Origin of the sequence: Nocardiopsis sp. TSRI0078 (assembly GCF_001905145.1) — a bacterium.
In the GTDB taxonomy this organism is placed as follows: Bacteria; Actinomycetota; Actinomycetes; order Streptosporangiales; family Streptosporangiaceae; genus Nocardiopsis.
On record NZ_LWLB01000001.1, the window covers coordinates 49,827 to 72,980 of the forward strand.

The window sequence follows — 23,154 nt, forward strand, 5'->3', positions numbered from 1 at the left end:
CATGTCCGCCACGTCGTCGCATCCGACCAGCGCCCACTGGGGCAGCTACCGGGTGCTCGTCAGGGACGACCGCGTGGTCGGGGTGGACCCGGATCCGGACGATCCGGCGCCCTCCCCCGTGATCGCCAACACACCCGCCGCCCAGCACCACGCCTCGCGGGTGGCGCGTCCCGCGGTGCGGCGGCGCTGGCTGGAGCACGGCCCGGGCCCGGACCCGCGCCGGGGCGACCCGGACGACGCCTACGTCGAGGTGGAGTGGTCCACGGCCCTGGACCTGCTCGCCGGGGAGCTGGACCGGGTGCGCCGTACCCACGGGAACGCGGCGGTCTACGGCGGCTCCTACGGGTGGGGCAGCGCGGGGCGGATCCACCACGCGCAGAGCCAGCTGCACCGGTTCCTCAACACGATCGGCGGGTACACGCGGTCCCGTACGACCTACAGCCACGGCGCCGTGGAGGTGCTCTTCCCCCGGATCATCGGCACCCCGGCGGCGAACCGGCTGCTGCACCGGGCGCCGGCCTGGACGCAGATCCGCGAGCACACCGACCTCCTGGTCACCTTCGGCGGGCTGCGCGTGTCCAACACGTGGACGTCGTCGGGCGGCAGGGCGGCCCAGACCGCCGGTCCGGCGATGCGCGAGGCCTCCGGGGCCGGAGTGGAGTTCGTGTCGGTGTCACCGCTGCTGGACGACACCCCCGACGACGTGAGGGCCGAGTGGGTCTCCATCGCCCCGGGCACCGACACCGCGGTGATGCTGGCGCTGATGCACGTGCTGTTCACCGAGGGCCTGGCCGACACCGGGTTCCTGGACCGGTACACGGTCGGCGCCGACGTGCTGCGCGCCTACGTGATGGGCGAGCGCGACGAGGAGGGCGGCCCGGAGGGGACCGAGCGCTCCCCGGAGTGGGCCGAGCGGATCAGCGGGGTCGCGGCCGACGACCTGCGGTCGCTGGCCCGGCGGATGGCCGGGCGGCGCACCCTGGTCAACGTGGGGTGGTCGGTGCAGCGTGCCCGCTACGGCGAGCAGCCGCTGTGGGCGGGGCTGGCCCTGGCGTGCTGCCTGGGGCAGGTGGGACTGCCGGGAGGCGGTTTCGCGTCCGGATACGGGTCCATGGGCAACTACGGCGGCGGATCGACGCCCCTGGGGCTGCCGCGGATGCCGCAGGGCAGCAACCCGGTGGACTCGTTCATCCCGGTGGCGCGGGTGGCCGACATGCTGCTGGACCCGGGCGGCCGCTACGACCACGACGGCGAGGAGCGCCGCTACCCGGACGTGCGGCTGGTGTACTGGGCGGGCGGCAACCCGTTCCACCACCACCAGGACCTGGCCCGGCTGACCAGGGCCTTCGGCCGACCGGAGACCGTGGTGGTGCACGAGACGCACTGGACGGCGACGGCGCGGCACGCCGACATCGTCATCCCGTCCACGACGGTGCTGGAGCGCGACGACATGGCCGCGAGCCAGGGCGACCTGAGCGTGCGGGCGATGCCGCGCGCGGTGTCGCCGCACGGGCAGGCGCGCGACGAGTACGACACCTACGCCGACCTGGCCGAGCGACTGGGGGTGCGTGAGGAGTTCACCGAGGGACGGACCAGCGGCGAGTGGATGCGGGTCGTCTACGAGCGCTGGCGCTCGCTGGTGGCGCGGCGCGGCCTGGAGGTGCCCCGGTTCGAGGAGTTCTGGGAGCGCGGACGGGTGGAGATGCCCGGCCGGGTGGAGGACGAGGCCCTGCTGGGCGAGTTCCGCGAGGATCCGGAGGGGAGTCCCCTGCGGACGCCGAGCGGGCGGATCGAGCTGTTCTCGGAGACCATCGCGTCGTTCGGCTACGAGGACTGCCCCGGGCACCCGGTGTGGCTGCCAGGTCCAGCGGTGACCGGTGGTGCGGACGGGGAGGCCGAGGACTTCCCGCTGGTGCTGGTGGCGAACCAGCCGAGCGGGCGGCTGCACAGCCAGCAGGACATGGGCGCGCACAGCATGTCGCAGAAGGTCCGGGGACGTTCGCCGCTGCGGATGCGCCCGGAGGACGCGCGGGCGCGCGGTGTGGCCGACGGGGACGTGGTGCGGGTGTCGAGCGCCCGGGGCTCGTGCCTGGCGGGCGTGGTGGTGAGCGAGGCGCTGCGGCCGGGCGTGGTGCAGCTGTCGACCGGGGCCTGGTACGACCCTTCCGCGGAGGGCGTGGCATGCACGCACGGGAACCCGAACGTGTTGACGGAGGACGTGGGCACGTCGGCGCTGAGCCAGGGGTGCACGGGCCAGTTGACGCGGGTGCGGGTGGAGCCGTTCGACGGCGAGGTGCCGCCGGTGCGCGCCTTCGAGCCGCCGAGGGGCGTCACCGCCGCGTAGGACATGGTCGGACTGACGGACGCGCGCCTCGGCAAGGGATCCACTGCGTGAGGGTCGTCTACAAGGGGCCTGCCAGGCGTGCTCTGACCGAGGAGCTTCCCGAAGCGGTCGCGTCCACCGCGTACGAATTCGTGAACGGCCCCCTGAGGACGAACCCTTGGCGGGTCGGCAAACCTCTCGACGAGCCCTTCGTCGGGTCGCACTCGGCCAGGAGGGGGACCTATCGGATCGTCTACAGGATCCGTCCGGACAAGGACGTGATCGAGATCCACTCGATTCGTCACCGCAGGGACGCCCACAGGCTGTGGGCGGATCAGCGGATCAGGAGGCGGTCCACGCGCCGGGGCAGGAGCAGCCCCACCAGGCCGAGGACCGCGTACCCCACCTGGCCGGGGGCGAGCATCCCCAGGATCGCACCGGTGTTCGCGGTGGGCGCGCGCAGGAACTCGCGCATGCGCGGGTGGGCGTGCGGCACGCCGTTGCCGGTCAGCAGCAGGGTGAGTACCGCGGCCAGGGCCGCGGCGGCCCAGGCCGTCTCGACGGCGGTCAACCCGCCCAGCCACCCCTGGATCCGGTCCAGCGCCACGAACGCGTAGGCGGCCCCGTCGGCGCCGCCCGGTCCGGCCGGGGCGACCGGCGCGGTGAAGGCGGCGTACACCCCGGCCGCGCCCATCGCCGCCATCGCCCCGGTGACCCCGCCGGTGGCCGCGAGCCCCAGCCGCCGGGCCAGCTCGTGTGCCTGCCGGGTGAGCTCCTCCTGTGAGGGGTGGCGGCGCCAGGGCCTGCCCGCGGACCGGGCCTCGCCCATGGCGTTCCCGCGCCGCCTGCGCAGGAACCGCCAGGTGTCGCAGAGCACCCCGGGCCCGCGTCGCGCGGCGATGGCCGCGACGGTGAACTCGTGGGCGATCGTGGACAGCGTCGTGGCCAGGGTGACCGGCAGGTCCACCCAGGACAGCGCCATCCGCCGGAACAGCGGCGCGATGTCGGCGGGCACGCGCACGCGCATGGCCACGGAGCGGCCCCGGGCCCAGCGGCGCAGGCGTGCCAGCGGCGGCTGCCCGGGCAGCGGCGGCGTGGACTCGGCCGCGGTCGCGATCATCCGGTAGTCCATGGCGACCGCGCACGACAGCAGCAGCGCCAGCAGCCACGGGGTGAGGACCCCGCCGCCGAGGAGGCCGTGCACGAGGTCGGAGGCCGGGTGGAGCGCGGCGTTGGCCAGCCGCGCGTTGAGGTTCAGGTGTTCGAGGAACGCCAGGGTCAGCGCGACCGGGGGCAGCAGCCACAGCCAGGCCCCGTAGCGGCGGCCCACGACCGCCAGGCCGAGCGCGGCCCCGACCAGTCCGGTGGTGACGGCGTGCCCGGAGAAGACCGCCAGCACGGTGCCCGCCGGATCGGTGACGGTACTGCCGCCGGGCAGGAACAGGCCGCCGTCGACGGAGAGGTCCCGGCCGCCCAGCGCCACCTCGGTGAGCAGGCGTTCGGCGAGCTGGAACCCGGCCCCGGAGGCGGCGGCCAGCAGCAGGAAGTCGACGGCGGCCAGGCGGCGCATCCGTCGGCGGGCCACCAGGGCCAGGAGCAGCAGCGGGGCGAGCTTGCCGATCTCCTCCACGGACACGGCGACGTAGGTGTAGCCGAGGACGCCGTAGGGGTCGATGCCCAGCAGCCGGACCACGGCGGCCTCGGCGAGGGCGAGGGGCCACAGCAGGAGCGCGCCGAGGGCGGCCACCCGCAGCAGGGCGGCGAAGGAGACGGTGCGCGAGCGCGCCGGCCAGGCCAGCTGGAACAGCAGGACGAAGGCGGCGGCCAGGGCGGGCAGCGCGGCCTCCAGACCGGGGACGACCAGGGGCGCCGCGAGCAGGGCCACCACCATGAGCCACCCCCAGGCGCCGCGCAGGGCGCGCAGGGCCCGGACCGCGCGCGGCGAGCCGCGGCGGGCGCGGTCGACGCCCCGGCCCAGGCGTTCGGCCAGGTCCGGGCCCGGGCCCCGGGGGCCGCGGGCGTGGCGGGCCCCGGTCCCGGCGCAGTCGTAGAGCTGGGCCGCCCGGGTGAGGACGGGTCCGCCCTCGGCACGGGCACGCGCGCCGAAGTGCGCCCGGGCCTGGGGGATGTCCGCGCCGACGAGTTCGCGGACGAAGTCGGCGGGCCCGGCGGCGACGGTGAGTTCGTTCGCGGTGACCAGGACGGCGGCGGAGAAGTCCTCGACGCAGACGAGGAAGTCGGTGGGCACGGGCCCCCACCCGCGGACGAGGTCGATGAGGGTGTCGGTGTCGAGGGGGACCTCGGTGACGGGGTCGTAGGAGAACTCGGGCCGGGTACGGCAGACCAGGAGCCGCTCGACGCCCATGGCCCGGCCCGCGGCGACGATCGCGCGGACGAGGTTGCGGTCCCGCGGCACGAGGAAGGGGGTGGTGACCTTGCCGTCGGCCCTGAGCCAGTGGGGGTCGAGCTCGGTCGCTCCGGCACAGACGCGCAGCACGAGGTCCCGCGCGAGCATGGCCTGTTCTTCCATGGGCTTCCTCGTGCCTTACGGGGGGGCGAAGACGACGTGGGGCCCGTCCCGCCACCTTTGCGGACGAGTCGGCCCCGACCGAGCATAACGGTGGGGCGTCCGCCCGGGGAGGGCGCCGTCCCCCCGGTCGTCCACAGGAGAGCGGAGGCTCTGGCGGCCGGTCACGGCCGTCCCTGGCGTGGTAACCGGGGGGATCCCACCCCCGCCCGCCTCGTGCTGCCCGGGGCCCGCGGCCGGACCGCCAGCCGCGGCTCCCGCTCCTCCGGGGCCCGCGCCCCGGAGGCGGGGTCGGCGGCGCGTTCGCCGGCCGAGGGCGCGGGCGGGTACGCGCGGCCGGGTCGGCGCGGTGTCAGAACCACCACGTCAGCGGGTTCCCGGAGTAGACGGCGGCGAAGGCGGTGGCCGTCACCGCGGTGACGGCCACCGCCGTCAGGACCGGGCGGACCCCGGGAAAGCGCAGCAGGCAGGCCCACACCAGGAGGGCGACCCCTCCGGCGGTCGAGATCCCCCAGTAGACGGGCGAGGTCGTCTCCAGGATGTACAGGAATCCGTACACACCCTCACCGATGAGCACACCGCACAGAACGCCCACGCCCCAGGGGGCGAACGCGCCCCGGCGCCGCAGGGCCTCGGCGCCCAGCCCCAGGACGGGTCCCACGGTGACGGCGGCCGTCAGCCAGAAGACCGTCATGCCGGCCGAGGCGGAGTAGCCGCGCAGGACGGAGGCGAGGTCGTAGCCGAGCACCATGGCCGCCAGTGCCAGGACCCCGGTGGCCGCGCCGACCCACCGCCGCGTCGCCAGGAGGGCCGCCAGGAACGCGGCGACGCTCCAGGACCCGCTGGAGTTGGCCAGCGGCGCCAGGGCGAACGGAAGCCATCCTTGGGCGAACGAGGTCAGCACGCCGACCGCCAGGCCGCCGAGGGCGGCGGTGGCCAGGGGTACCAGGGGCGAGGCCCTCTCCGTGATCGTGTCCATGGTCGCGCCAACGCGGCCGGGCGCCCCGCCGGTTCGCGGTGTGTCCGGCGGACCGCGCCCGCCTCACACCTCGACACCGCGCGCGGGCGCCCGCCCCTCCCCGTCCGGCGCGTCGGCGGGCTCCCGTGAGGGCCGGGGTCCGGCGCCGAAGGCGTCGGCGCACAGCTGCGCGAAGTGCCGCAGCCCGGGCAGGTCGAGCGCCCAGCCGACGAGCGCCCACCCCAGGTGGAGGTGTTCGAGCGCCCGGGCCAGCGCGGAGACCCCGCTCCAGCGGAGCCCGCCGGGAGTCTCGTAGGTCAGGCGGTACAGCACCTCGGGGTGCTCCGCCGCCGGTCTCAGCTCCAGCGCCACGGGGGCCCGGGCGGCGAGCCGGCCGCCCAGGCCCCGGCACATGTCGCAGTCCGACGCCACGTACAGGGTGCCCGATGTCCGGCCGGGCCACGGGCGCCACCGGGGCAGCCAGGGGCGCACGCCCGCCCGGTAGGCCTCCCAGTCCCGCCCGAACGCCTCACGCAGCCGGCCTCCCTCGTGCCACCCGGCGAATCCGGCGCCGTAGGCGAACGCGGCCAGCGCGCCGCCCAGCAGCCACGGGTTCCCCGTCACCGGGAACAGGACCACGTAGGCGGCGGCGATCGCGGTCTGCATCGGATTGCGCAGGTAGGCGTAGGGGCCGCTGGTGACCAGCCGGACGGGCGGGTCGAAGGGCAGCGGGGTGCCGCCGCCCACCCGGGCGAACTCGCGTGCCGCCGCCAGGCCGGGCAGGCACACCAGCGCGAGGACCTGTGCGGCGGTGAAGGCCGCACCCGGTGCGGGAAGGGCGTCCAGGGCGACCAGCGGTGCGACGACCATGAGCCCGAGGGCGAGTGCCGCCTGCGCCCACATCCGGGCGTGGACCAGCTGGCCGGCGCGGGTCCAGTAGGCCAGCAGCAGCGCGGGGATCAGGCACAGCGCGGAACCGGCGAACTCGCCGAGCAGCCACAGGGGCCCCAGCACCACCACGGGTTCGGCGAGCGGCATGACGATGACGTCCACCCACACGAGCAGGCCGGCGAGCAGCGGGACCGGCAGGAGGCGCAGCAGCAGCGCGGGCAGGGACCCCCACAGCAGCGCCCAGGCGAGCAGCAGGTCGACGGGGACGCCGAGCCACACGGCGCCCTCGGCGTGGAAGGACCACCAGCCCGCGCGCAGCGCGTACAGGTTGAGCGGGACGAGCGTGAGCAGGGACCACGCCCCCGCCACGACCATGGCGGCGATCTCGCGCTGTCGGGGCGCGCGCCACAGGCACAGCACGATCATGGGCAGCAGCGGGGCGAACAGGCCGACGCCGCGGACCAGGGCCGCGGGGGTCTCCGGCCCCATCACGAGTCCCCGGGCACGGCGGCGCCGAAGGTCGCGGCGAGGTACTCGGCGGCCAGGTCGGTGGCGTAGGACTGGACCGGTCCGAAGTACCAGGACGGCTCGTAGGTGCGCTCGTAGTCGATGGACCAGGTCAGGCGGGTCCCGGTGCCCTCGGCCCGCCACACGGCCTCGGCGCGGCGCATGTCCATCCAGTTCGCGAAGGCGGTGTCCTCGACCACCTCGAACACCACCCGGCCGCCGTCCCCGCGGATCTCGCTCTCCACGATCCTCAGCTCCATGTGGCGCGGGGTGGGCTCGTCGCCGAACCGCAGCGTGCTGCGCGGGGTGAAGCGGACCAGCCGGGTGTCGCCGACCTCCAGGCCCCCGCCGGACGCCGAGACGGGGCGCGGGAAGGGGACGGCGCGCAGGAAGAGCGCCTCGGGGGCCTCGTACTCGGGCGGTGCGGCCAGGGCCGCGGCGACGCCCTCCGCGGAGGCGGAGACCACGGCGTGGCCCTCCCCCGTGTCGGCCCTGGGCAGCAGGGAGATCCCGGCGACGCCCTCCAGCGCGAGCACGAAGAGCAGCGGCACCGAGAGCAGGGCGTGCTGGGAGCGGTCGCCCCCGCCGAGGACCAGCGTCGCCACCCAGGCGACCAGCGCCACGACGCCGTAGACCAGGGGCGCGGCGACGACCAGGCACACCAGGCCCTCTCCGAGCAGGGGCCCGGACAGGGCCAGGCCGACGGTGGTGCAGGCCATGGCGACGCCGACGACGCTCCTGGCCCGCACGGTGAACACCACGAGCAGGGCGATCGTCGCGGGCAGGCCGACGTAGAACAGGGCGGTCTGGTCCAGGCCGCCCCAGTGGTGGATCCGCAGGGCCAGCAGGGCGGCGAAGGCGGCCAGGACCAGCCCGGCGAGCAACCAGCGGGCCCGTGAGGGTGAGGGGACGTCGCCTGGGGGCACGGAGACTCCTTCGACATGCGATTAAAACGCTTGATTTAATCACTCGATTAAACCGTATGATGAAAACCTTCCCGAGGGCAAGGAGGATCATGGCCAGGAGCGGCGGAGGACGGCGCACGAGCGAGGAGACCAAGGAGCGTCTGCTCGCGGCCGCGAGCGAGGTACTGCGTGAGGAGGGGTACGCCGGGGCGTCGGCGCGGGCCATCGCCACACGCGCGGAGGCCAACTCGGCGCTGGTCTTCTACCACTTCGGCGGGGTCGACCAGCTGCTGCTGGCCGCGCTGGACCGCTCCAGCGCCGAGCGCATGGCCATGTACCGGGAGATCACCGCACGGGCGGGCACCCTGGAGGAGCTGGTGGAGGCGGCCATGCGGATCTACCGGACCGACCTGGAGCGCGGCTACATCACCGAGTTCTCCGAGCTGGTGGCCGCCGCCGTCACCAAGCCGGAGCTGCGCGAGGAGATCCGGGCCCGCTCCGAGCCGTGGATCGCCTTCATCGAGCACGAGTGGAACCGGGTCCTGGGCGGATCCGCCCTGGGCAGGCTGCTGCCCGCCCGCGAGGTGGCCTACGGGGCGATCACGTTCTACCTGGGCGTGAACCTGTTCTCGGTGCTCGACGAGGACCACTCGCGCACCGAGGCGGTCTTCGGCCTGGCCGCGGGGCTGGCCCCCCGGGCGAAGCTGCTCACCCTGCGCCTGCCCCGGCGGGGCCGGGACGTAGGCTGGCCCCCGGACGAGGAGGAGGGCGCATGAGCAGCGGTATCACGGTGGCGCCGGGGGTCGGGTTCCCGGACACCTCCGACGGGCGGACCCACGTGGCGGGCGCGGTCATCGCCGACGGCCGGGGCAGGGTCTTCGCGCAGCGCCGGTCCCCCACCCGGAAGGTGTTCCCGCACTGCTGGGACATCGTCGGCGGGCACGTCGAGCGCGGTGAGGGCATGCTGGAGGGGTTGGCGCGCGAGGTCGAGGAGGAGACCGGCTGGAGGCTCACCGAGGTGCTGGCCGAGCTGTTCCGGCTGGACTGGGACCCCGGGGACGGCGTGACCCGGCACGAGGTGGACTACCTGGTGCGGGTGGAGGGCGACCTGGACGCGCCGCGCCTGGAGCCGGGCAAGCACACCGAGTTCATGTGGGTGGACGACTCCCTGGTGCACCGGCTGCGCGACGAGCGCGACCCGGGCGACTACTTCATCACCGACATCGTGCAGCGCGGCATCGACGCCGCCCGCTCCCTCTGAGCGGTGGTTCGCGGACTTCGCCCGGAGCGGTGAGCGCGGGGTCAGATGCTCGGAACCCCGGCGAGGACCAGGCCGAGCCACACGGCGAACGGGCTCGCCGCGAAGTCCCGGCCCCACACCACGGGACGGTCGGCGGACCCGGGCAGCCCGTCGCGGGCCTCCCGGACGAACCGGGCGATCCGCCTGGCCACCCTCTGGTTCTGGGCCACGGTGCGCCCCCAGGCCCTGGAGCGGAACACCCCGCCGTCGGCGAGGTGGACGCCGACCCCGTCCCCGGCATCGACCCGTACGACCTGTTCCACGGGAACCGCGACCCTGGCGACGTACCGCTTCAGGATCAGGCCCGTTCCGGACAGGCGGACCTCCGGATAGACCGTCCGCTGCCAGACCACCAGCGCGAGGACCGGCAGCGATACCGCCACTGACGCATACCGGTCACCCTCCTCCGCGCCGAGCACGAGCACCGCGGACAGCGCCATCAGGACCAGCACCACCGCGACCCCCAGGACACGGACGGGGCGGCGGTACAGGGTGACCGGCATGGTGGCCGAAGATCCGGAACGGTCGTCGGCTCCGCGTCCGTCCCGGAGCCGACGCAGGGAGTCGTCGAACGGGTCCGGTGGCAGACCGCTCACGCCCAAGAAGACGAACGCTCCCGCCCCGTAGGCGAGCGCGGCCTCCCTCGCGTACAGGAGAACGCATCCACTGGCGAGGAAACCCCACCAGAAGCGCACGCACGAACGGGGGAACCGCGCTGCCCGGACTGCGTCGAACCACAGCCGTGCGTTGCCGTCTTCCGGTGTCCCCCCGGCCACCCGTCTGTCGGCGGCGATGACGCGCGTCTCCACGTACAGTGCGGCCGTGGTTCCGAGGACGAAGAGCACGAGGATGATCACTGCGGCGGTCATGCGGCACCGCGCGGGTGTGCGGGGGACATGGGGGAACGCCCGTCCAGCCGGTGAAGGGGGACCCCAGCATGCCACACGCCCTCCCCCGAGGCCTTCTCGGGGACCGACGCCCGCCTCCGGGCGATCGGCACCGAGAGCGTCCACGCGGTCCCCGTGCAGGATCCGTACGGGCCTCAGCCGGCCCGGTCGGCCTCCTGGATCGCGAGGGGCAGCGCGTCCAGCAGGTCGGACGCGCTGATCGGCGCCCCGTCCCGGGCGAGCACGGCGGCGCGTCCGTGCAGGTAGGCGCCGCACATCGCGGCCTCACGCGCGGGCAGCCCGGCGGCCAGGAGCGCGCCGATCGCCCCCGACAGCACATCACCGGACCCGGCCGTCGCCAGCAGCGGCGTACCCGTCGGGTTGACGACCACGGGCGCTCCCGGGTGCGCGACCACCGTGGTCGACCCCTTGAGCAGGACCGTGCACCCGAAGCGGTCGCGGGCGCGGGCCGCGTACTCCAGGCGACTCGCCTCCACGTCCCCCCGGTCGGCCTCCAGCAGCCGGGCCAGCTCCCCGGCGTGCGGGGTCAGCACCGTGTGCGCCGTCCGCTCGCCGACCAGTTCGGCCAGCGCGGCTCCTCCGCGCCCCGTGAGCAGGGTGAGCCCGTCGGCGTCGACGAGTACGGGCAGGTCGCTCTCCAGGACGGCGTGGAGTTCGTCGGAGTTGGCCGGATGCGTGCCGCGCCCGGAGCCGATGACGACGGCCGAGGCCCGCCCGGGTGACAGGTCGGTGCTGCTCTGCGGGTCCAGGAGGTCGGCGACGGTCTCCGGCCAGCGGGAGAGCACCTGGTCGACGACGCTCGGCCCGCCCCCGTAGCGGACCATCCCGACCCCGGTGCGCAGCGCTCCCCCGACGCACAGGACGGCGGCGCCCCGGTACCGGTCCGATCCCGCGCGGACGGCGAGCACGCCCCGGCGGTACTTGTCGGTCTCGGCGCCGTGGACCGGCAGGAGCGAGGCGATGTCCACAGCCTGTGGACGGACCAGGGCGGGCCCGGACAGCTCGGGGGCCAGCCCGATGTCCACGAGGTGGATCCGGCCCGCGCGGTCGGAGCCCGGGTCGACGAACAGACCCGGCTTGTGGGTGCCGAAGGTGACGGTGACGTCGGCGCGGACGGCGTGCCCGGAGACCTCGCCGGTGTCGGCGTCCACTCCGCTGGGCAGGTCGACCGCGACCACGGGGGCGGGGGAGTTCGCGGCGAGCAGGGCCAGCGTGGCGTGCGGCTCGCGCAGCCCCCCGCGCCCGCCGATACCGAGGAGCCCGTCGACGATGAGGTCGGCGTCGAACAGGTCGCTCTCGTCCGCCATGGCGTCGGTGAACCACCGGGTCCGGCCGCCCGCCGCGCGCAGGGCGCGGGCACCGTCCTGGTGGAGGCCCCTCCCCGCGAGCAGGGCGTGCACGTCCGCTCCCCGCGCCGCGAGGCTCGCGCCCGCGTACAGGGCGTCGCCGCCGTTGTCCCCGCCGCCGACCAGGAGGACGACGCGCGCCCCGTACACACGGGGCAGGAGCCGGGCGCACTCCGCGGCGAGCCCGGCCGCGGCCCTGCGCATGAGGGTTCCGTCGGGAACGCGCGCCATGAGCGCGGACTCGGCTTCACGGACGGCGCTGACGCTGTGTGCGGAGAGCACGGGTTACCTCCCGGGGGTGGACCGGCCACCATCGTGCCGCAGTCGGGGGCGGGCGGGGTGGGTTCGCCACACCGTAAGGGCCGTGGCAAGAGATTCCCACCGAATGTCATGGATTCACCACCCTCCGGAGTGCTTCCTTGGCACAATGGGGTCATGCCTCGACCGAGCGAATACGTGTCCCGGTCCGAACTCGGCTGGCCGGAGAGCCCGGCCTCCTACGCCGATCCCCGATCAGGCCTGGTCGTCCACTACGACGGTGTCGACCAGGGACTCGCCGGCAGGAACCACTCGGCCTGCCTCGCCTACTGGCACAACACCCGCGCGTTCCACATGGGCCCCTCCCGTGGGTGGGTCGATGTCGGATACTGCGTGGACGAAGCGACCGAGATCCTCACCGAGGACGGCTGGCGGACGTTCCACCAGATCTCCCCCGGTGACATCGTTCTCACCCTCGACCACGAGACGGGGATGTCGGAGTGGCAGCCCCTCCAGGACGTCCACGTCTTCCCCGCCATGCCCCGGGAACTGGTCCGGATGGAGGGGCGCGAACACTCGTCACTGACGACTCCTGGCCACCGGTGGCCCGTGGAGCGCCACCACAGGCGTACAGGAACCGAAAGGCGAAAGCACGAGGACGGGACATGGGCCCGGACCGGCCGCGCGGCACGTGGCGTCAAGGGGCACGAACGGATGTGGGCGACCACGGACACGCTCGGTCACCGGGACCGGATTCCCCTGTCGGCTCCCTGCGCGCACCTGCCCACCGAACCCAAGTGGTCCGACGCACTCGTGGAGCTGGTGGCCTGGTTCTGGGCCGGGGGGCACATCAGGTCGCGGGAGGAAAGCCGCGGAGCCGGCACCAGTGTGGCCGTCCTCCAGTCGGAGGCGAGGAACCCCGCCGGTGCGGCCAGGATCCGAGACGCGTTGCACGGTGCTTTCGGCCCACCCTGTGAGAAGCCTCCCCGGGCCGGCGGGTACACCGACGGCATCCCGTGGTGGCGTGAGGTCCGCAGCCGCCACCAGACCGGGTTCCACCTGTCCTCCGACGCCGGCCGTGTCCTGGACGAACACGCCCCCGGACGGGTTCCCACCCACGCGTTCCTGCGCTCGCTGACCGCGGAGCAGCTCGCCCTGTTCATCGAGGCGTCACCGCTGGGAGGCGGCCACGGCGACCGCACGGACGACGCCCGGGCCCTCGGCCAGAAGGGCCGCGCCGCCGCCGAGGCCCTCCAGTTCGCCGCGATCCTCGCCGGGCGAGCGGCCTCCCTACGGCGCCGGCCTCCCACCTCCTCGACTCCGTATCCCGGGTGGAAGGTGGACCTGCACCGCGAGACCCACGTCGCGCCCCGGGCCGCGGCGGCCGGGAAGGCGGAGTTCACCCTCCTGCGCGAGCCCTACGAGGGACGGATCTGGTGCGTGCGCACACCGAACTCCACCTGGCTGGCCAGGCGTGAGGGCACGGTGTACTTCACCGGCAACTCGTTCATGTGCTGTGCACACGGATACGTCCTGGAAGGCCGGGGCCTGTACAGGGCCCAGGCCGCACAGCCGGGCGGCAACACCACCCACTACTCGGTGACGCTGGCGACCGGCCCGACCGATCCCATCACGCCCGAGCAGGTCAACGCCGTCCGCGCGCTCCGGCAGTGGCTGAGGGAACCCGGCACCTCCGTCTCCGGCAGGGTGCTCGGCCACCGCGACTTCGTCTCCACGTCGTGCCCCGGCGACAGGGCCTACGCCCTCGTCCAAAACGGCACGTTCGAACAGCCCCCCGGTGAGATCACGGAGGTACACGACATGCTCGGACTGCGCATCGGCAGCACGGGAGAGGCGGTCAAGCTTCTCCAACTCAGGATCAGGAGGGCGGGCTTCGGGGACGCACTGGGCGAGAACGGGGCCGACTCCGTCTACGGGCCCGCCACCGCCGAGGGCGTGCGCCGGTGCCGCGAGTACGTCGGCAGCCGGGCGCTGGACGGGTACGGAGACAGGATGACCGCCCACGCGGTCGACCAGGTCGAGGCCGCCGTCACCAAGCGCGCCCTGGAAAGGGCCTCGGAGGCCTTCGGCCCGGTCCAGGACGAGGACGACGAGCCGGCCGTGGGCTAAGGGCCCCGCGCGCAACCCTCACTCGCAGCCGACACCGTCTCCGTCCCGGTCCAGGTGGCGGCCGTAGCCCGCGTCGCCCCGGCGCACGGGGGCCGCGCCGGCGGCGCGCGCCGCGTCGCAGTTCTGGTAGTGGACCGATCCGCCCCCCGTGGCACCGGTGCCCGCGCCGGCGCTGTCGGGCTGTGCGGTCACCGTCTCAGTGGCGGTCTCCGTGACAGTCTCCGCCTCGGTGACCGTCACCTCCACCTCGACCTCCTCGGTCGCGGTCGCGGTGGGCTCCACGGGCTCGGACACGGTCGCGGTGACCGTCTCGGCCGGAGGCGGCGGCCCGGCCTGGTCCGAGCCGCCTCCGGCCAGGGCGCTGGCGCAGGAGCCGACGATCGCGGTGAACATGAGCGCGCCGAAGCACCCCAGGCACCCGATACCGACCTTGGCTCCGGTGGACATACTGCCGACGGGCTGCTGCGGGGGCAGGGACATGGGACGCTCCGACACGTGCGCAGGAAGCGGTGGGGGAACCGCACTGGGTACCGCATGCCGAGCGGGAACACGCGTGCGAGGACGATATCCGAGAGAATCCGGAGAAATCTGTCTTTTCACCAAAAAGGAATGTTCGTCCTCCCCCGTGCGGAGTCCGCGCACGAGCCCGTACACACGACGGCACCCCGGCCGCGGGCGTACCGCCGCCGGGGTGCCGTCACGTCCGGGCTACTCGACCACGGCCACGATCGGCTCCTCCATACCGAAGCTCGGGTCGTACCGGACCTCGGCGACCTCGACCTCGCCCACCACGGCGATCTGCCCGGTGGCACTGGAACCGGGTGCCAGGGTGGTGATCTCGAACGGCGTGATGTCGGCGAAGAGGGCCTCGCCCCAGTCGGTCCGCTCGGTGCCGTCGGCGAGCACCGCGGTGAAGTACATCGGGCTGACGCTGAGGTCCTCGTCACCGTTGTTGGTGAGCTCGACGTCCAGCACCGTGTAGACGGTGTCGTCGATGACGTCGCCCGCGGTGCCCGCGGCGGAGGCGGTCATGCTGACGGCCTGCTCGCCGGCCGCGGGCGCCTCCTCAGCCGCCCCCTCCTGCTGCGGGGCCTCCTCCTCGGTGGCGTAGGGCGTGGGGGAGGACGACGACGTGTCGTCGCCGCTCACGGACAACGCGGCGACGATCACGATGACGACGATCGCGATGATCACGAGTCCGAAGCAGCCGCCGACGCCGATACCGATCTTGGCTCCGGTGGACATGCCCTTCTTCGGGGGCGGGCCGTAGGGGGAGGGCCCTCCGGGCGGCGGGCCGTAGGGGGACCCGGGGGGCATGCCGTAGGGCGGCTGCCCGCCCATGGGGTCGCCGTAGGGGGGCTGTCCTCCGGGAGGAGGCCCGGGCGGACCGCCGTAGGGAGGCTGTCCACCGGTGGGACCGCCGTAGGGGGGCTGTCCGCCCGCGGGGTCGCCGTAGGGGGGCTGCCCGCCGGTGGGACCGCCGTAGGGAGGCTGCTGGGGGCCGGAAGGGTCATGGGGATGGGACACGCGTGTGCTCCGGTTCTCGTACACGATGGCGTAGGGGATGTGCCGCGGCCCTGAGCCTTGTACCGGCTGGAACACATGCGGCTGGAAGGACCATATCCGACACGGGCCCGCCCAGGTCCGGTCCGCCCCGTGCCAGAGGTGTCCCGCGGCCGGGCGTTCCCGCTGCTCGGGCGCCCGCGGCCGGGCGGGGCCGGAGCGATGCGGTGGCCACCGGGTACTACGCTGTGTCGTAGAGATCGCCGACACGGGCGGCAGGACGGACGAGCGGAGGCGGCGTGGTCGACTGGCTGACGGTGACGATTCAGGTGGCGTCACTGGCGATGGCCGGATGGTGCCTCGTGTCGACCTTCCGCGACCAGCCCATGGTGGTCCCCCACCTCGTCGGCATGGGCCTCCTGTGGTTCCTCGTCCTCGGCCAGGTGGGCGCCGCCGTCGTCACCGTGGTCGGCGGAGACCGCCCCGCCGAGACGGCCATGTTCGTGTCCTACCTGGCCACCGTGGCGCTGCTGCCGCCCGCGTGCGCCGTGTGGGGCTTCATGGAGCGCAGCAAGTGGGGTCCGGCCGTGATCGCCTTCGCGTGCCTGATCCTGCCCGTCCTGTTCGTCCGGCTCGAACAGCTCTGGAACCCCGTTGTCTGAGACCACCACGTCCACCGCCAGGACCCTGCGCACCGGCCCCGGACGGCTCCTCGTCGCCGTGTACGGGGTGTTCGCCCTCGCCGCCACCGCCAGGGGCGGCTACCAGCTGGCCACCAGGTTCGACGAGGCGCCCCTGGCCTACGCGCTGTCCCTGCTCGCCGGGGTGGTCTACCTGGTCGCGGCGGTCGGCCTGGCCCGGGCCGGACGCACCTCGCGCGTGGTCGCCCTGGTCTCGTGCGGTGTCGAGGTGGTCGGGGTGCTCGTGGTGGGCGCGGCCAGCGTGCTCCTGCCCGAAGTGTTCCCCGACGACACCGTGTGGTCGAACTTCGGCGGCGGCTACCTGTTCATCCCGCTGGTGCTGCCGGTGGTGGGCCTGTGGTGGATCCTGCGCGTCCACCGCATGGACACGGACTGAACCGCACGTCCGTCACCTGGGCGGACATACCGCGGCCGACGGTCCGGCGTTAGGCTGTCGGCCATGTCCGAACCCTTGTCCCTTCCGGTGGCGGTGTCGGCCGACTGGCTCCGCGAGCACCGTGACCAGGTCGTCCTCGTCGACTCCCGGTGGTACCTCGACGGCCGCTCCGGCCGCGACGCCCACCGTGCCGGCCACCTGCCCGGCGCGGTCTTCACCGACCTGGACGCCGACCTCGCCGCGCCTGCCGACCCCGGGGGCGGCCGGCACCCGCTGCCCGACGCGGACGACTTCGCGAGGACGCTCGGCCGCCTCGGCATCGGCGACGACTCCTCCGTGGTCGTCTACGACGACGCGGGCGGCTCGGTCGCCGCACGCCTGGTGTGGATGCTGCGCGTCCTCGGCACCCCGGCGGCGTTCCTGGACGGCGGCGTCCAGGCGTGGGACGGGGAGCTGGAGGAGGGCGAGGTCACGCCCGAGCCCGTCCGCCGTACCCCGTTGCCCTGGCCCGAGGACCGGGTCGTGCACACCGACGCCGTCCGGGCCCGGACCGGCGACCCGGCGCATCTGCTGGTCGACGCCCGTGCCCACGGCCGCTACACCGGTGAACAGCCCGCTCCCGTCGACGCACGACCGGGGCACGTGCCGGGCGCCCGCAGCGCGGAGTGGACCGGCAACCTCGACGGTGACGGGTTCCTGGCCGCCCCGGAGGTCCTGCGCGAGCGCTTCGCCGCACTCGGGGCCGACTCCGCCGACACCATCACCGCCTACTGCGGGTCCGGGGTCACGGCCTGCCACGACCTGCTCGCCCTGGAGCACGCCGGGTACCCCGGTGCCCGCCTGTATCCGGGCTCGTGGAGCCGCTGGGGAGGCGACGCCTCCCTTCCGGTGGAGACCGGCGACCCCCGCGCGTGAGCCCCCGGCGCGGGGCCCGTCACCGGCTCCGTCCGTTCGCGTGACCTGGGGCCGGCTCCCCGGGGCCGGTTCCGGACGCGTCCGGAACCTCATCCCGCCGAGCGGCGTCAGACTGTCGGCGGGACCGCGCCGCCCTCCCCCTGTGCCCCCGCCCCGTGCTTCACCCCGAAACGAGGAACATTGGCCACAGAACTCCTGCTACTCCTGCTACTCGTCCTCATCGCCGCCGCGGCCGCCGTCGTGGCAGCCGTCGTGGTCGCCATGCGGCGCTCCAAGAGCCGGAGCTCCTCCCCCAAGGCCCCCGCACCGCCGCAGGACCCCTTCGCCGACAAGGGCGACAGCACCGCGGGCGACCCGCGCACGCTCAAGGCGGGCGACATGATCGACTGGGGCACCGAGCGCACCTGGATCCGCGGCACCCTGCGCCTGTCCGAGGGCGGCTACACCTGGTCGGAGCACTTCCTGGAGGTCGAGGGCGGCAAGCGCTGGATCTCCGTGGAGGAGGACCCGGACGTGGAGCTGGCCCTGTGGACCGGCCGCCCCGACCTGGAGATCATCCCCCAGGGCACGTCCATCGAGCTGGAGGGCGTCCTCTACCGGCTCCAGGAGAAGGGCACCGGCTCCTACCGGTCCGAGGGCACCACGGGGCTCAAGGCCCAGGGCGGCCTCGACTACGCCGACTACGAGTCCGACGACGGCAGGCTGCTGTCCTTCGAGCGCTTCGACCACGGCCGCTGGGAGGCCAGCACCGGCACCAAGGTCGTCCCGGGTACCTTCACCATCTATCCGGGGAGCTGAGCCGAACGTGCGCGCGAGCATCAGCGCCCCCTTCGTCGACACCAGCGCCGACGACCTGGTCTGGACCCTGGACCACCCGCTGGTCGCCCCCCTGGCCACCCGCACCGTCAGGGTGCCGGGCGCCCGGGTCGAACTGCGCGTGCTCGGTGCCTCCCACCAGGTGGTCGTCGCGCCGGAGTCGGAGCACGGGTCCCTGGTGGAGACCGTGGCGTGCCTGCCCGGCCTGCCCGGCGGCCTACCGGGCGGTGTCGAGCGCTCCGACCTGGGCCGCTACCGTTTCGACTCGCTCGTGGAGCCCCTGCCGCGCACCGCACTGGCCCTCCGGGTGGAGCGGCTCCACCGCGAGGTGGCGGACTCCCCCCGCGGCCTGCTCGTCGCCTTTCCGGGTGATCCCCTGGCGGTCACCGCGCTGCGCCTGGTTCCCGACCGCGAGGACCCCCTCCGCTGGCGCACCTGGCACGCCTATCCGCAGAGCGGCGAGCTGGTGACGACCACCTCGACAGTGACCATGCCCCCCACCTCTGAGAGAACCGCACAATGAAGGCATACGAGGCCCCCGAGAACAACAACAGGAACGTCATCGTCACGGTGTTCGTCGTCATCGGCGTCATCCTGCTGCTGCTGATCCTGCTCGCCGCATGCAGCAACGACAACAACAACTACTGCCCGGACGACGACGTCGTCGCCATCGAGGGCTACGACGATGACGACTGCGAAGGCTCCTCCGGATCCTCCGGCGGAGGCTTCTTCTTCTTCGGAGGAAGCAGCGGCGGCAGCGGCAGCAGCAGCTACAACGACGGCAGCGGAAGCAGTTACCGTGGCGGCGGCAGCGGTTTCGGCAAGTAGCCCGCTGCCCGCTGCCCGCTGCCGACCTTTCCGAACACGATCCCCCTCACCACCGGACAGGACCATGAACGTCATTCTCTTCAACTCCCTCGCGGCCCTCGCCTACGGAGCGGTGGGTATCGCCATCCTCGTGGTGGGCTACCTGATCACCGACCTCCTCACCCCCGGTAAGCTGCACAAGCTGATCTGGGAGGACCGCAACCGCAACGCCGTGCTGCTCGTGTCCGCCAACACGCTGGGCTCGGCCATCGTCGTCACCTCGGCGATCCTCTCCAGCGACTCCGAGATCGGGCTGGGCGCGGGGCTGCTCTCGACCGCCGCCTACGGGCTGATCGGCCTGGGCGTCATGGCTCTGTCGTTCCTGGTGATCGACCTGATCGTCCCCGCCAAGATCGCCCACATGATCAGCGACAGCGAACCGCACCCGGCCACCTGGGTGAGCGCCTCCGCGCACGTGGCGATCGGCCTGGTCATCGCCGCGGCCCTCACCTGATCCCGGCGGCACCGCTCCCGAACGGCCCCTGTCCCCGGCCACCGGCACCACACGAAGGCACCCTTGTTGACTGAGACGACCGTCCGCCCCCGGTCCCGGCTCCCCATCTCCGCCAGGGCGGCCCGCTTCTTCGTGCTGCTGGCGGTGTTCGTCTGCGCCGCCTGCGGCCTGGTGTACGAGCTGGCGCTCGTCGCCATCGGCAGCTACCTGCTGGGCAACACCATCACCCAGGCCTCCGTGGTCCTGTCCGTGATGGTGTTCGCCATGGGTGTGGGCTCGCTGCTGTCCAAGCGCTTCCAGGCGCACCCGGCCGCGGCCTTCGCCGTCATCGAGGGGCTGCTCTCGCTCGTCGGCGGGCTGTCGGTGCTGCTGCTGTACGCGGCCTTCGCCTGGTTCTCGGCCTACCAGCCCGCCCTGGTGGTACTGGCGTTCGTCATCGGTCTGCTCATCGGCATGGAGATCCCGCTGCTGATGACGCTGATCCAGCGCATCCGCAGGCAGGACGCCTCCGACGCGGTCGCCGACCTGTTCGCCGCCGACTACGTGGGCGGGCTGATCGGCGGTCTGGCGTTCCCCTTCGTACTGCTGCCCCTACTGGGCCTGCCCAAGGGCGCGCTGGCGGTGGGCGCGCTGAACGCCGTGATCGGTGTGGCCGTGGTGCTGTGGCTGTTCCGCTCGGAGCTGTCCCGGCGCGCCTACGCGGGCCTGGGCGCCGGGCTGGCGGTCATCGTCGCGATGCTCGGCCTGGCCTACCTCTACGCCGACCAGTTCGAGGTGAGCGCCCGCCAGGCCCTGTACCGGGATCCGATCGTGCACGCCGAGCGCTCCGAGTACCAGGAGATCGTGCTCACCCGCTCCCTCGACGGCGAGGACGTCCGCCTGTTCCTCAACGGGAGCCTGCAGTTCTCCACGCTGGACGAGTACCGCTACCACGAGTCGCTGGTCCACCCCGCGATGGCGGGCCCGCACGAGGACGTCCTGGTGCTGGGCGGGGGCGACGGCATGGCCCTGCGCGAGATCTTCTCCTACGGCGACGTGTCCTCGGCGACCCTCGTGGACCTGGACCCGGCCGTGGTCGACCTGGCCTCCACCAACCCGGTGATCAGCGACCTCAACGAGCACTCCTTCGAGGACCCGCGCCTGGAGGTCGTCAACACCGACGCCTTCCAGTGGCTGCGCGAGAACCACGAGCGGTTCGACGTGATCGTCGCCGACCTTCCGGACGGTACCGACGTCGGCACCGCCAAGCTCTACACCGTGGAGTTCTACTCGCTCCTGCGCCACGCCCTGTCCGACCGGGGCCGCGTGGTGGTGCAGGCCGGTTCGCCCTTCTTCGCCCCGGAGGCCTACTGGGGCGTGGGCGACACCCTGGAGAGCGCCGGGCTGGCCGCCACCCCCTACAACGTGGACGTGCCGTCCTTCGGCAACTGGGGTTTCTACCTCGCCACCGCGAACGAGGCGCCCGAGCTGCGCGTTCCCGAGGACGCGCCGCCCCTGCGCTTCCTCGACGAGCCCCTGCTGGCCTCCGCCCAGGTCTTCCCCAAGGACCGCCGCGAGGACGACGTGGAGGAGTCGACCCTCATGCACCCCCGGGTGATCGACTACCACCAGGGGGCCTGGCGGGGCTACTGACGTCCGGACGACCGCCGTCCCTCCGGCCGACCGCGGTCCTCCACGGCCGCCGCCCGGCCCGCCACCGCAGGGAAAGAGCACCGCGCGGCCTGAGGACTTGGGCCGGTGGGCGGCCGCGCGGTGGGCCTGGAACGGGGGTTGCTCGGTGTCGGGGACGGCGGCGGCAGGACGGGGAGAAGGCGGCGGTCCGCGGTCGGGAACGCGTGCGCGCACGTACGACGGCGCCGGATCTCCTCGTGACCTGCCCCATCCTGACCCGGTGCCCGGACACGGGAGGCACGCCACGCCGCCCCCGCCGCGTCCCCTGCCAAGCCGTTACCCAGACTTTTCCCCCCTTTTCCGGCCCCTCCCGTGCTCCTGGCCGGCGGCCGACCAGAGCCCTCAGGACGTGCCGCCGGCGCGGCCTCAGCTGTCGAAGCCCAGGCCCACCGCGTCCAGGCCGCGCAGCCACAGGTTGCGGCGGCCCCCGTCGCGGTCGGCGGCGGCGGTGGCGCGCAGGGTCAGTCCGATGCCCAGTGAGCGGACCGGCTCGGGCGGGAAGGGCAGCGGCTTCTCCCGGACCATGCGCAGCCGGGTGCGCTCGGTGTCCAGGCCGTCGAGGCGGTCCAGCATCACCTGCGCGCCGAAGCGGGTCGCGCCCACGCCCAGCCCCGTGTACCCGGCGGCGTAGGCCAGGCGGCCTCCGTACCCGGTGCCGTAGAAGGCGGAGAACCGGCTGCACGTGTCGATGACCCCGCCCCAGCTGTGGGTGAACCGCACGTCGGCCAGCTGGGGGAAGGTCTCGAAGAAGTGCCCGGCGAGCCTGCGGAAGGTCTCCGGGCGCTGGTCGAACTCCGGGCGCACCCTGCCGCCGTAGTGGTGCACGATGTCGTAGCCGCCCCACAGGATGCGGTCGTCCGAGGTCAGCCGGTAGTAGTGGAAGAGGTTCGCGGCGTCGGAGACCCCCTGGCGCCCCTTCCAGCCCAGGGACGCCCTCTGTTCGCCGGTGAGCGGCTCGGTCATCAGCGCGTAGTCGTAGACCGGGGCCAGGTAGTGCTTGAGCCGGCGCAGGGGTCCGGGAAAGGCCCCGGTCCCCCAGGCCACCCTGGGCGCGTGCAGGGCGCCGCCGCCGGTCTCCAGGCGAAGGCCCGCCGGCACGGAGCGGATCGCGCGCACGGGCGTGTTCTCGAAGATCCGCACGCCGAGCCTCCGGCAGGCGGCGCGCAGGCCCCACGCGAGCTTGGCCGGATGGACCATGGCGACGCCGTCGGGGTCGTACAGCGCCCCCGCGTAGGTGGGGGAGTCGATCTCCCGGCGGGTGCGCTCGGCGTCCCACACCTGCGAGGCGTAGCCCAGGGCGTTCATCGTCTCGGCGGACTCGTCGAACCCCTCGGCCTGCCAGGGCGCGGTGGCGGCCAGGATCTCGCCGGTGCGCTCGAACTCGCAGTCGATCCCGTACCTGGCCACCGCCTCCTCGATACCGTCGAGGTTGGCGCGGCCCTGGCGTTCGAGTTCGCCGATCTCCTCGGGCCAGCGCTCGGCGCCGTTGTCGTAGCCGTGGGTGAGGCTGGCGGCGCAGAACCCGCCGTTGCGCCCGGAGGCCGCCCATCCCGCGGTGCGCGCCTCCACCAGCACCACGTCGCGGTCGGGGTCGCGCTCCTTGGCGATGAGCGCGGTCCACAGTCCGCTGAAGCCCGCGCCGACCACCGCCAGGTCGGCGAACACGTCGCCGGCCAGGGGCGGCGCGGGCGCGGGGACGTCGTGTCCGGGGACGTCGGGGTCGAGCCAGAAGACCTGGGGACGGGTGTCCGCCAGGGCCCCCGCCACCCGCTGGGTCGCTCCGTCGGCCATGAGTATC

General features: G+C 73.6%; 21 protein-coding genes. 12 read left to right on the forward strand and 9 right to left on the reverse strand.

Annotated features, from left to right (window positions below):
• The first annotated feature begins 1 nt into the window (after position 1).
• Entirely contained in the window at positions 2–2,344 is a 2,343-nt protein-coding gene (locus tag A6A08_RS00205) for a molybdopterin-dependent oxidoreductase (RefSeq protein ID WP_073700457.1), read from the forward strand.
• A 313-nt stretch (positions 2,345–2,657) separates the two neighbouring features.
• Here A6A08_RS00205 and A6A08_RS00210 read toward each other — a convergent pair whose 3' ends face one another.
• From A6A08_RS00210 to A6A08_RS28440, 4 genes are all read right to left on the reverse strand, one after another.
• Entirely contained in the window at positions 2,658–4,853 is a 2,196-nt protein-coding gene (locus tag A6A08_RS00210; RefSeq protein WP_073700458.1) for a protease PrsW, read from the reverse strand.
• 349 nt (positions 4,854–5,202) lie between these two features.
• Entirely contained in the window at positions 5,203–5,829 is a 627-nt protein-coding gene (locus tag A6A08_RS00215; protein ID WP_073700459.1) for a DUF6518 family protein, read from the reverse strand.
• A gap of 63 nt (positions 5,830–5,892) precedes the next feature.
• The gene (locus A6A08_RS00220; RefSeq protein WP_073700460.1) at positions 5,893–7,188 is read right to left on the reverse strand and encodes a methyltransferase; all 1,296 of its coding nucleotides are present in this window, start codon (positions 7,186–7,188) and stop codon (positions 5,893–5,895) included.
• Positions 7,188–8,132 (reverse strand): hypothetical protein, encoded by a 945-nt coding sequence (locus tag A6A08_RS28440; RefSeq protein ID WP_073700461.1) that lies wholly within the window; start codon positions 8,130–8,132, stop codon positions 7,188–7,190. Before A6A08_RS28440 ends, A6A08_RS00220 begins: the two co-directional genes overlap by 1 nt.
• An 89-nt stretch (positions 8,133–8,221) precedes the next feature.
• Here A6A08_RS28440 and A6A08_RS00230 point away from each other — a divergent pair, with 89 nt between their 5' ends.
• Positions 8,222–8,887 carry a TetR/AcrR family transcriptional regulator gene (locus A6A08_RS00230; protein ID WP_073700462.1) on the forward strand — a complete coding sequence of 222 codons (666 nt, stop codon included), beginning with the start codon at positions 8,222–8,224 and terminating at the stop codon, positions 8,885–8,887.
• Positions 8,884–9,372, forward strand: coding sequence for an NUDIX hydrolase (locus tag A6A08_RS00235; RefSeq protein WP_073700463.1), 489 nt, complete (start codon positions 8,884–8,886; stop codon positions 9,370–9,372). Before A6A08_RS00230 ends, A6A08_RS00235 begins: the two co-directional genes overlap by 4 nt.
• 41 nt (positions 9,373–9,413) lie before the next feature.
• Here A6A08_RS00235 and A6A08_RS00240 read toward each other — a convergent pair whose 3' ends face one another.
• Both A6A08_RS00240 and A6A08_RS00245 read right to left on the reverse strand, forming a co-directional pair.
• Entirely contained in the window at positions 9,414–10,280 is an 867-nt protein-coding gene (locus A6A08_RS00240; protein WP_073700464.1) for a hypothetical protein, read from the reverse strand.
• 173 nt (positions 10,281–10,453) lie between these two features.
• Positions 10,454–11,947 (reverse strand): bifunctional ADP-dependent NAD(P)H-hydrate dehydratase/NAD(P)H-hydrate epimerase, encoded by a 1,494-nt coding sequence (locus A6A08_RS00245; RefSeq protein WP_073700465.1) that lies wholly within the window; start codon positions 11,945–11,947, stop codon positions 10,454–10,456.
• A 153-nt stretch (positions 11,948–12,100) separates the two neighbouring features.
• On the opposite strand from A6A08_RS00245, the gene A6A08_RS28445 reads away from it, so the two are divergent.
• On the forward strand, positions 12,101–14,053 hold the full coding sequence (locus tag A6A08_RS28445) for an N-acetylmuramoyl-L-alanine amidase (RefSeq protein WP_242422036.1): 1,953 nt from the start codon (positions 12,101–12,103) through the stop codon (positions 14,051–14,053).
• 18 nt (positions 14,054–14,071) lie between these two features.
• Here the strand turns inward: A6A08_RS28445 and A6A08_RS00255 are convergent, their stop codons facing one another.
• Positions 14,072–14,533: an excalibur calcium-binding domain-containing protein gene (locus A6A08_RS00255; protein ID WP_073700466.1), complete on the reverse strand. Its 462-nt coding sequence runs from the start codon at positions 14,531–14,533 to the stop codon at positions 14,072–14,074.
• A gap of 228 nt (positions 14,534–14,761) precedes the next feature.
• Positions 14,762–15,580 (reverse strand): DUF4352 domain-containing protein, encoded by an 819-nt coding sequence (locus A6A08_RS00260; RefSeq protein ID WP_073700467.1) that lies wholly within the window; start codon positions 15,578–15,580, stop codon positions 14,762–14,764.
• Positions 15,581–15,855: 275 nt separating this feature from the next.
• Here A6A08_RS00260 and A6A08_RS00265 point away from each other — a divergent pair, with 275 nt between their 5' ends.
• The 8 genes from A6A08_RS00265 (at position 15,856) to A6A08_RS00300 (ending at position 21,317) form a co-directional block, all read left to right on the forward strand.
• The gene (locus A6A08_RS00265; RefSeq protein ID WP_073700468.1) at positions 15,856–16,218 is read left to right on the forward strand and encodes a hypothetical protein; all 363 of its coding nucleotides are present in this window, start codon (positions 15,856–15,858) and stop codon (positions 16,216–16,218) included.
• Positions 16,211–16,633 carry a hypothetical protein gene (locus A6A08_RS00270; RefSeq protein ID WP_073700469.1) on the forward strand — a complete coding sequence of 141 codons (423 nt, stop codon included), beginning with the start codon at positions 16,211–16,213 and terminating at the stop codon, positions 16,631–16,633. Before A6A08_RS00265 ends, A6A08_RS00270 begins: the two co-directional genes overlap by 8 nt.
• Positions 16,634–16,696: 63 nt before the next feature.
• Positions 16,697–17,548 (forward strand): sulfurtransferase, encoded by an 852-nt coding sequence (locus tag A6A08_RS00275; RefSeq protein ID WP_073700470.1) that lies wholly within the window; start codon positions 16,697–16,699, stop codon positions 17,546–17,548.
• Between the two features lie 195 nt (positions 17,549–17,743).
• Positions 17,744–18,346, forward strand: a complete 603-nt coding sequence (locus A6A08_RS00280; protein ID WP_073701024.1) for a DUF4178 domain-containing protein — start codon at positions 17,744–17,746, stop codon at positions 18,344–18,346.
• A 7-nt stretch (positions 18,347–18,353) separates the two neighbouring features.
• Positions 18,354–18,887: a DUF2617 family protein gene (locus A6A08_RS00285; protein WP_073700471.1), complete on the forward strand. Its 534-nt coding sequence runs from the start codon at positions 18,354–18,356 to the stop codon at positions 18,885–18,887.
• The gene (locus A6A08_RS00290; protein ID WP_073700472.1) at positions 18,884–19,192 is read left to right on the forward strand and encodes a hypothetical protein; all 309 of its coding nucleotides are present in this window, start codon (positions 18,884–18,886) and stop codon (positions 19,190–19,192) included. Before A6A08_RS00285 ends, A6A08_RS00290 begins: the two co-directional genes overlap by 4 nt.
• 64 nt (positions 19,193–19,256) lie before the next feature.
• Positions 19,257–19,685 carry a DUF350 domain-containing protein gene (locus A6A08_RS00295; RefSeq protein WP_073700473.1) on the forward strand — a complete coding sequence of 143 codons (429 nt, stop codon included), beginning with the start codon at positions 19,257–19,259 and terminating at the stop codon, positions 19,683–19,685.
• A gap of 66 nt (positions 19,686–19,751) precedes the next feature.
• A complete protein-coding gene (locus A6A08_RS00300) occupies positions 19,752–21,317 on the forward strand; it encodes a polyamine aminopropyltransferase (protein WP_073700474.1) in 1,566 nt (521 codons plus the stop codon).
• A gap of 405 nt (positions 21,318–21,722) precedes the next feature.
• Here A6A08_RS00300 and A6A08_RS00305 read toward each other — a convergent pair whose 3' ends face one another.
• Positions 21,723–23,147: an FAD-binding oxidoreductase gene (locus tag A6A08_RS00305; protein WP_073700475.1), complete on the reverse strand. Its 1,425-nt coding sequence runs from the start codon at positions 23,145–23,147 to the stop codon at positions 21,723–21,725.
• Positions 23,148–23,154: the final 7 nt, after the last annotated feature.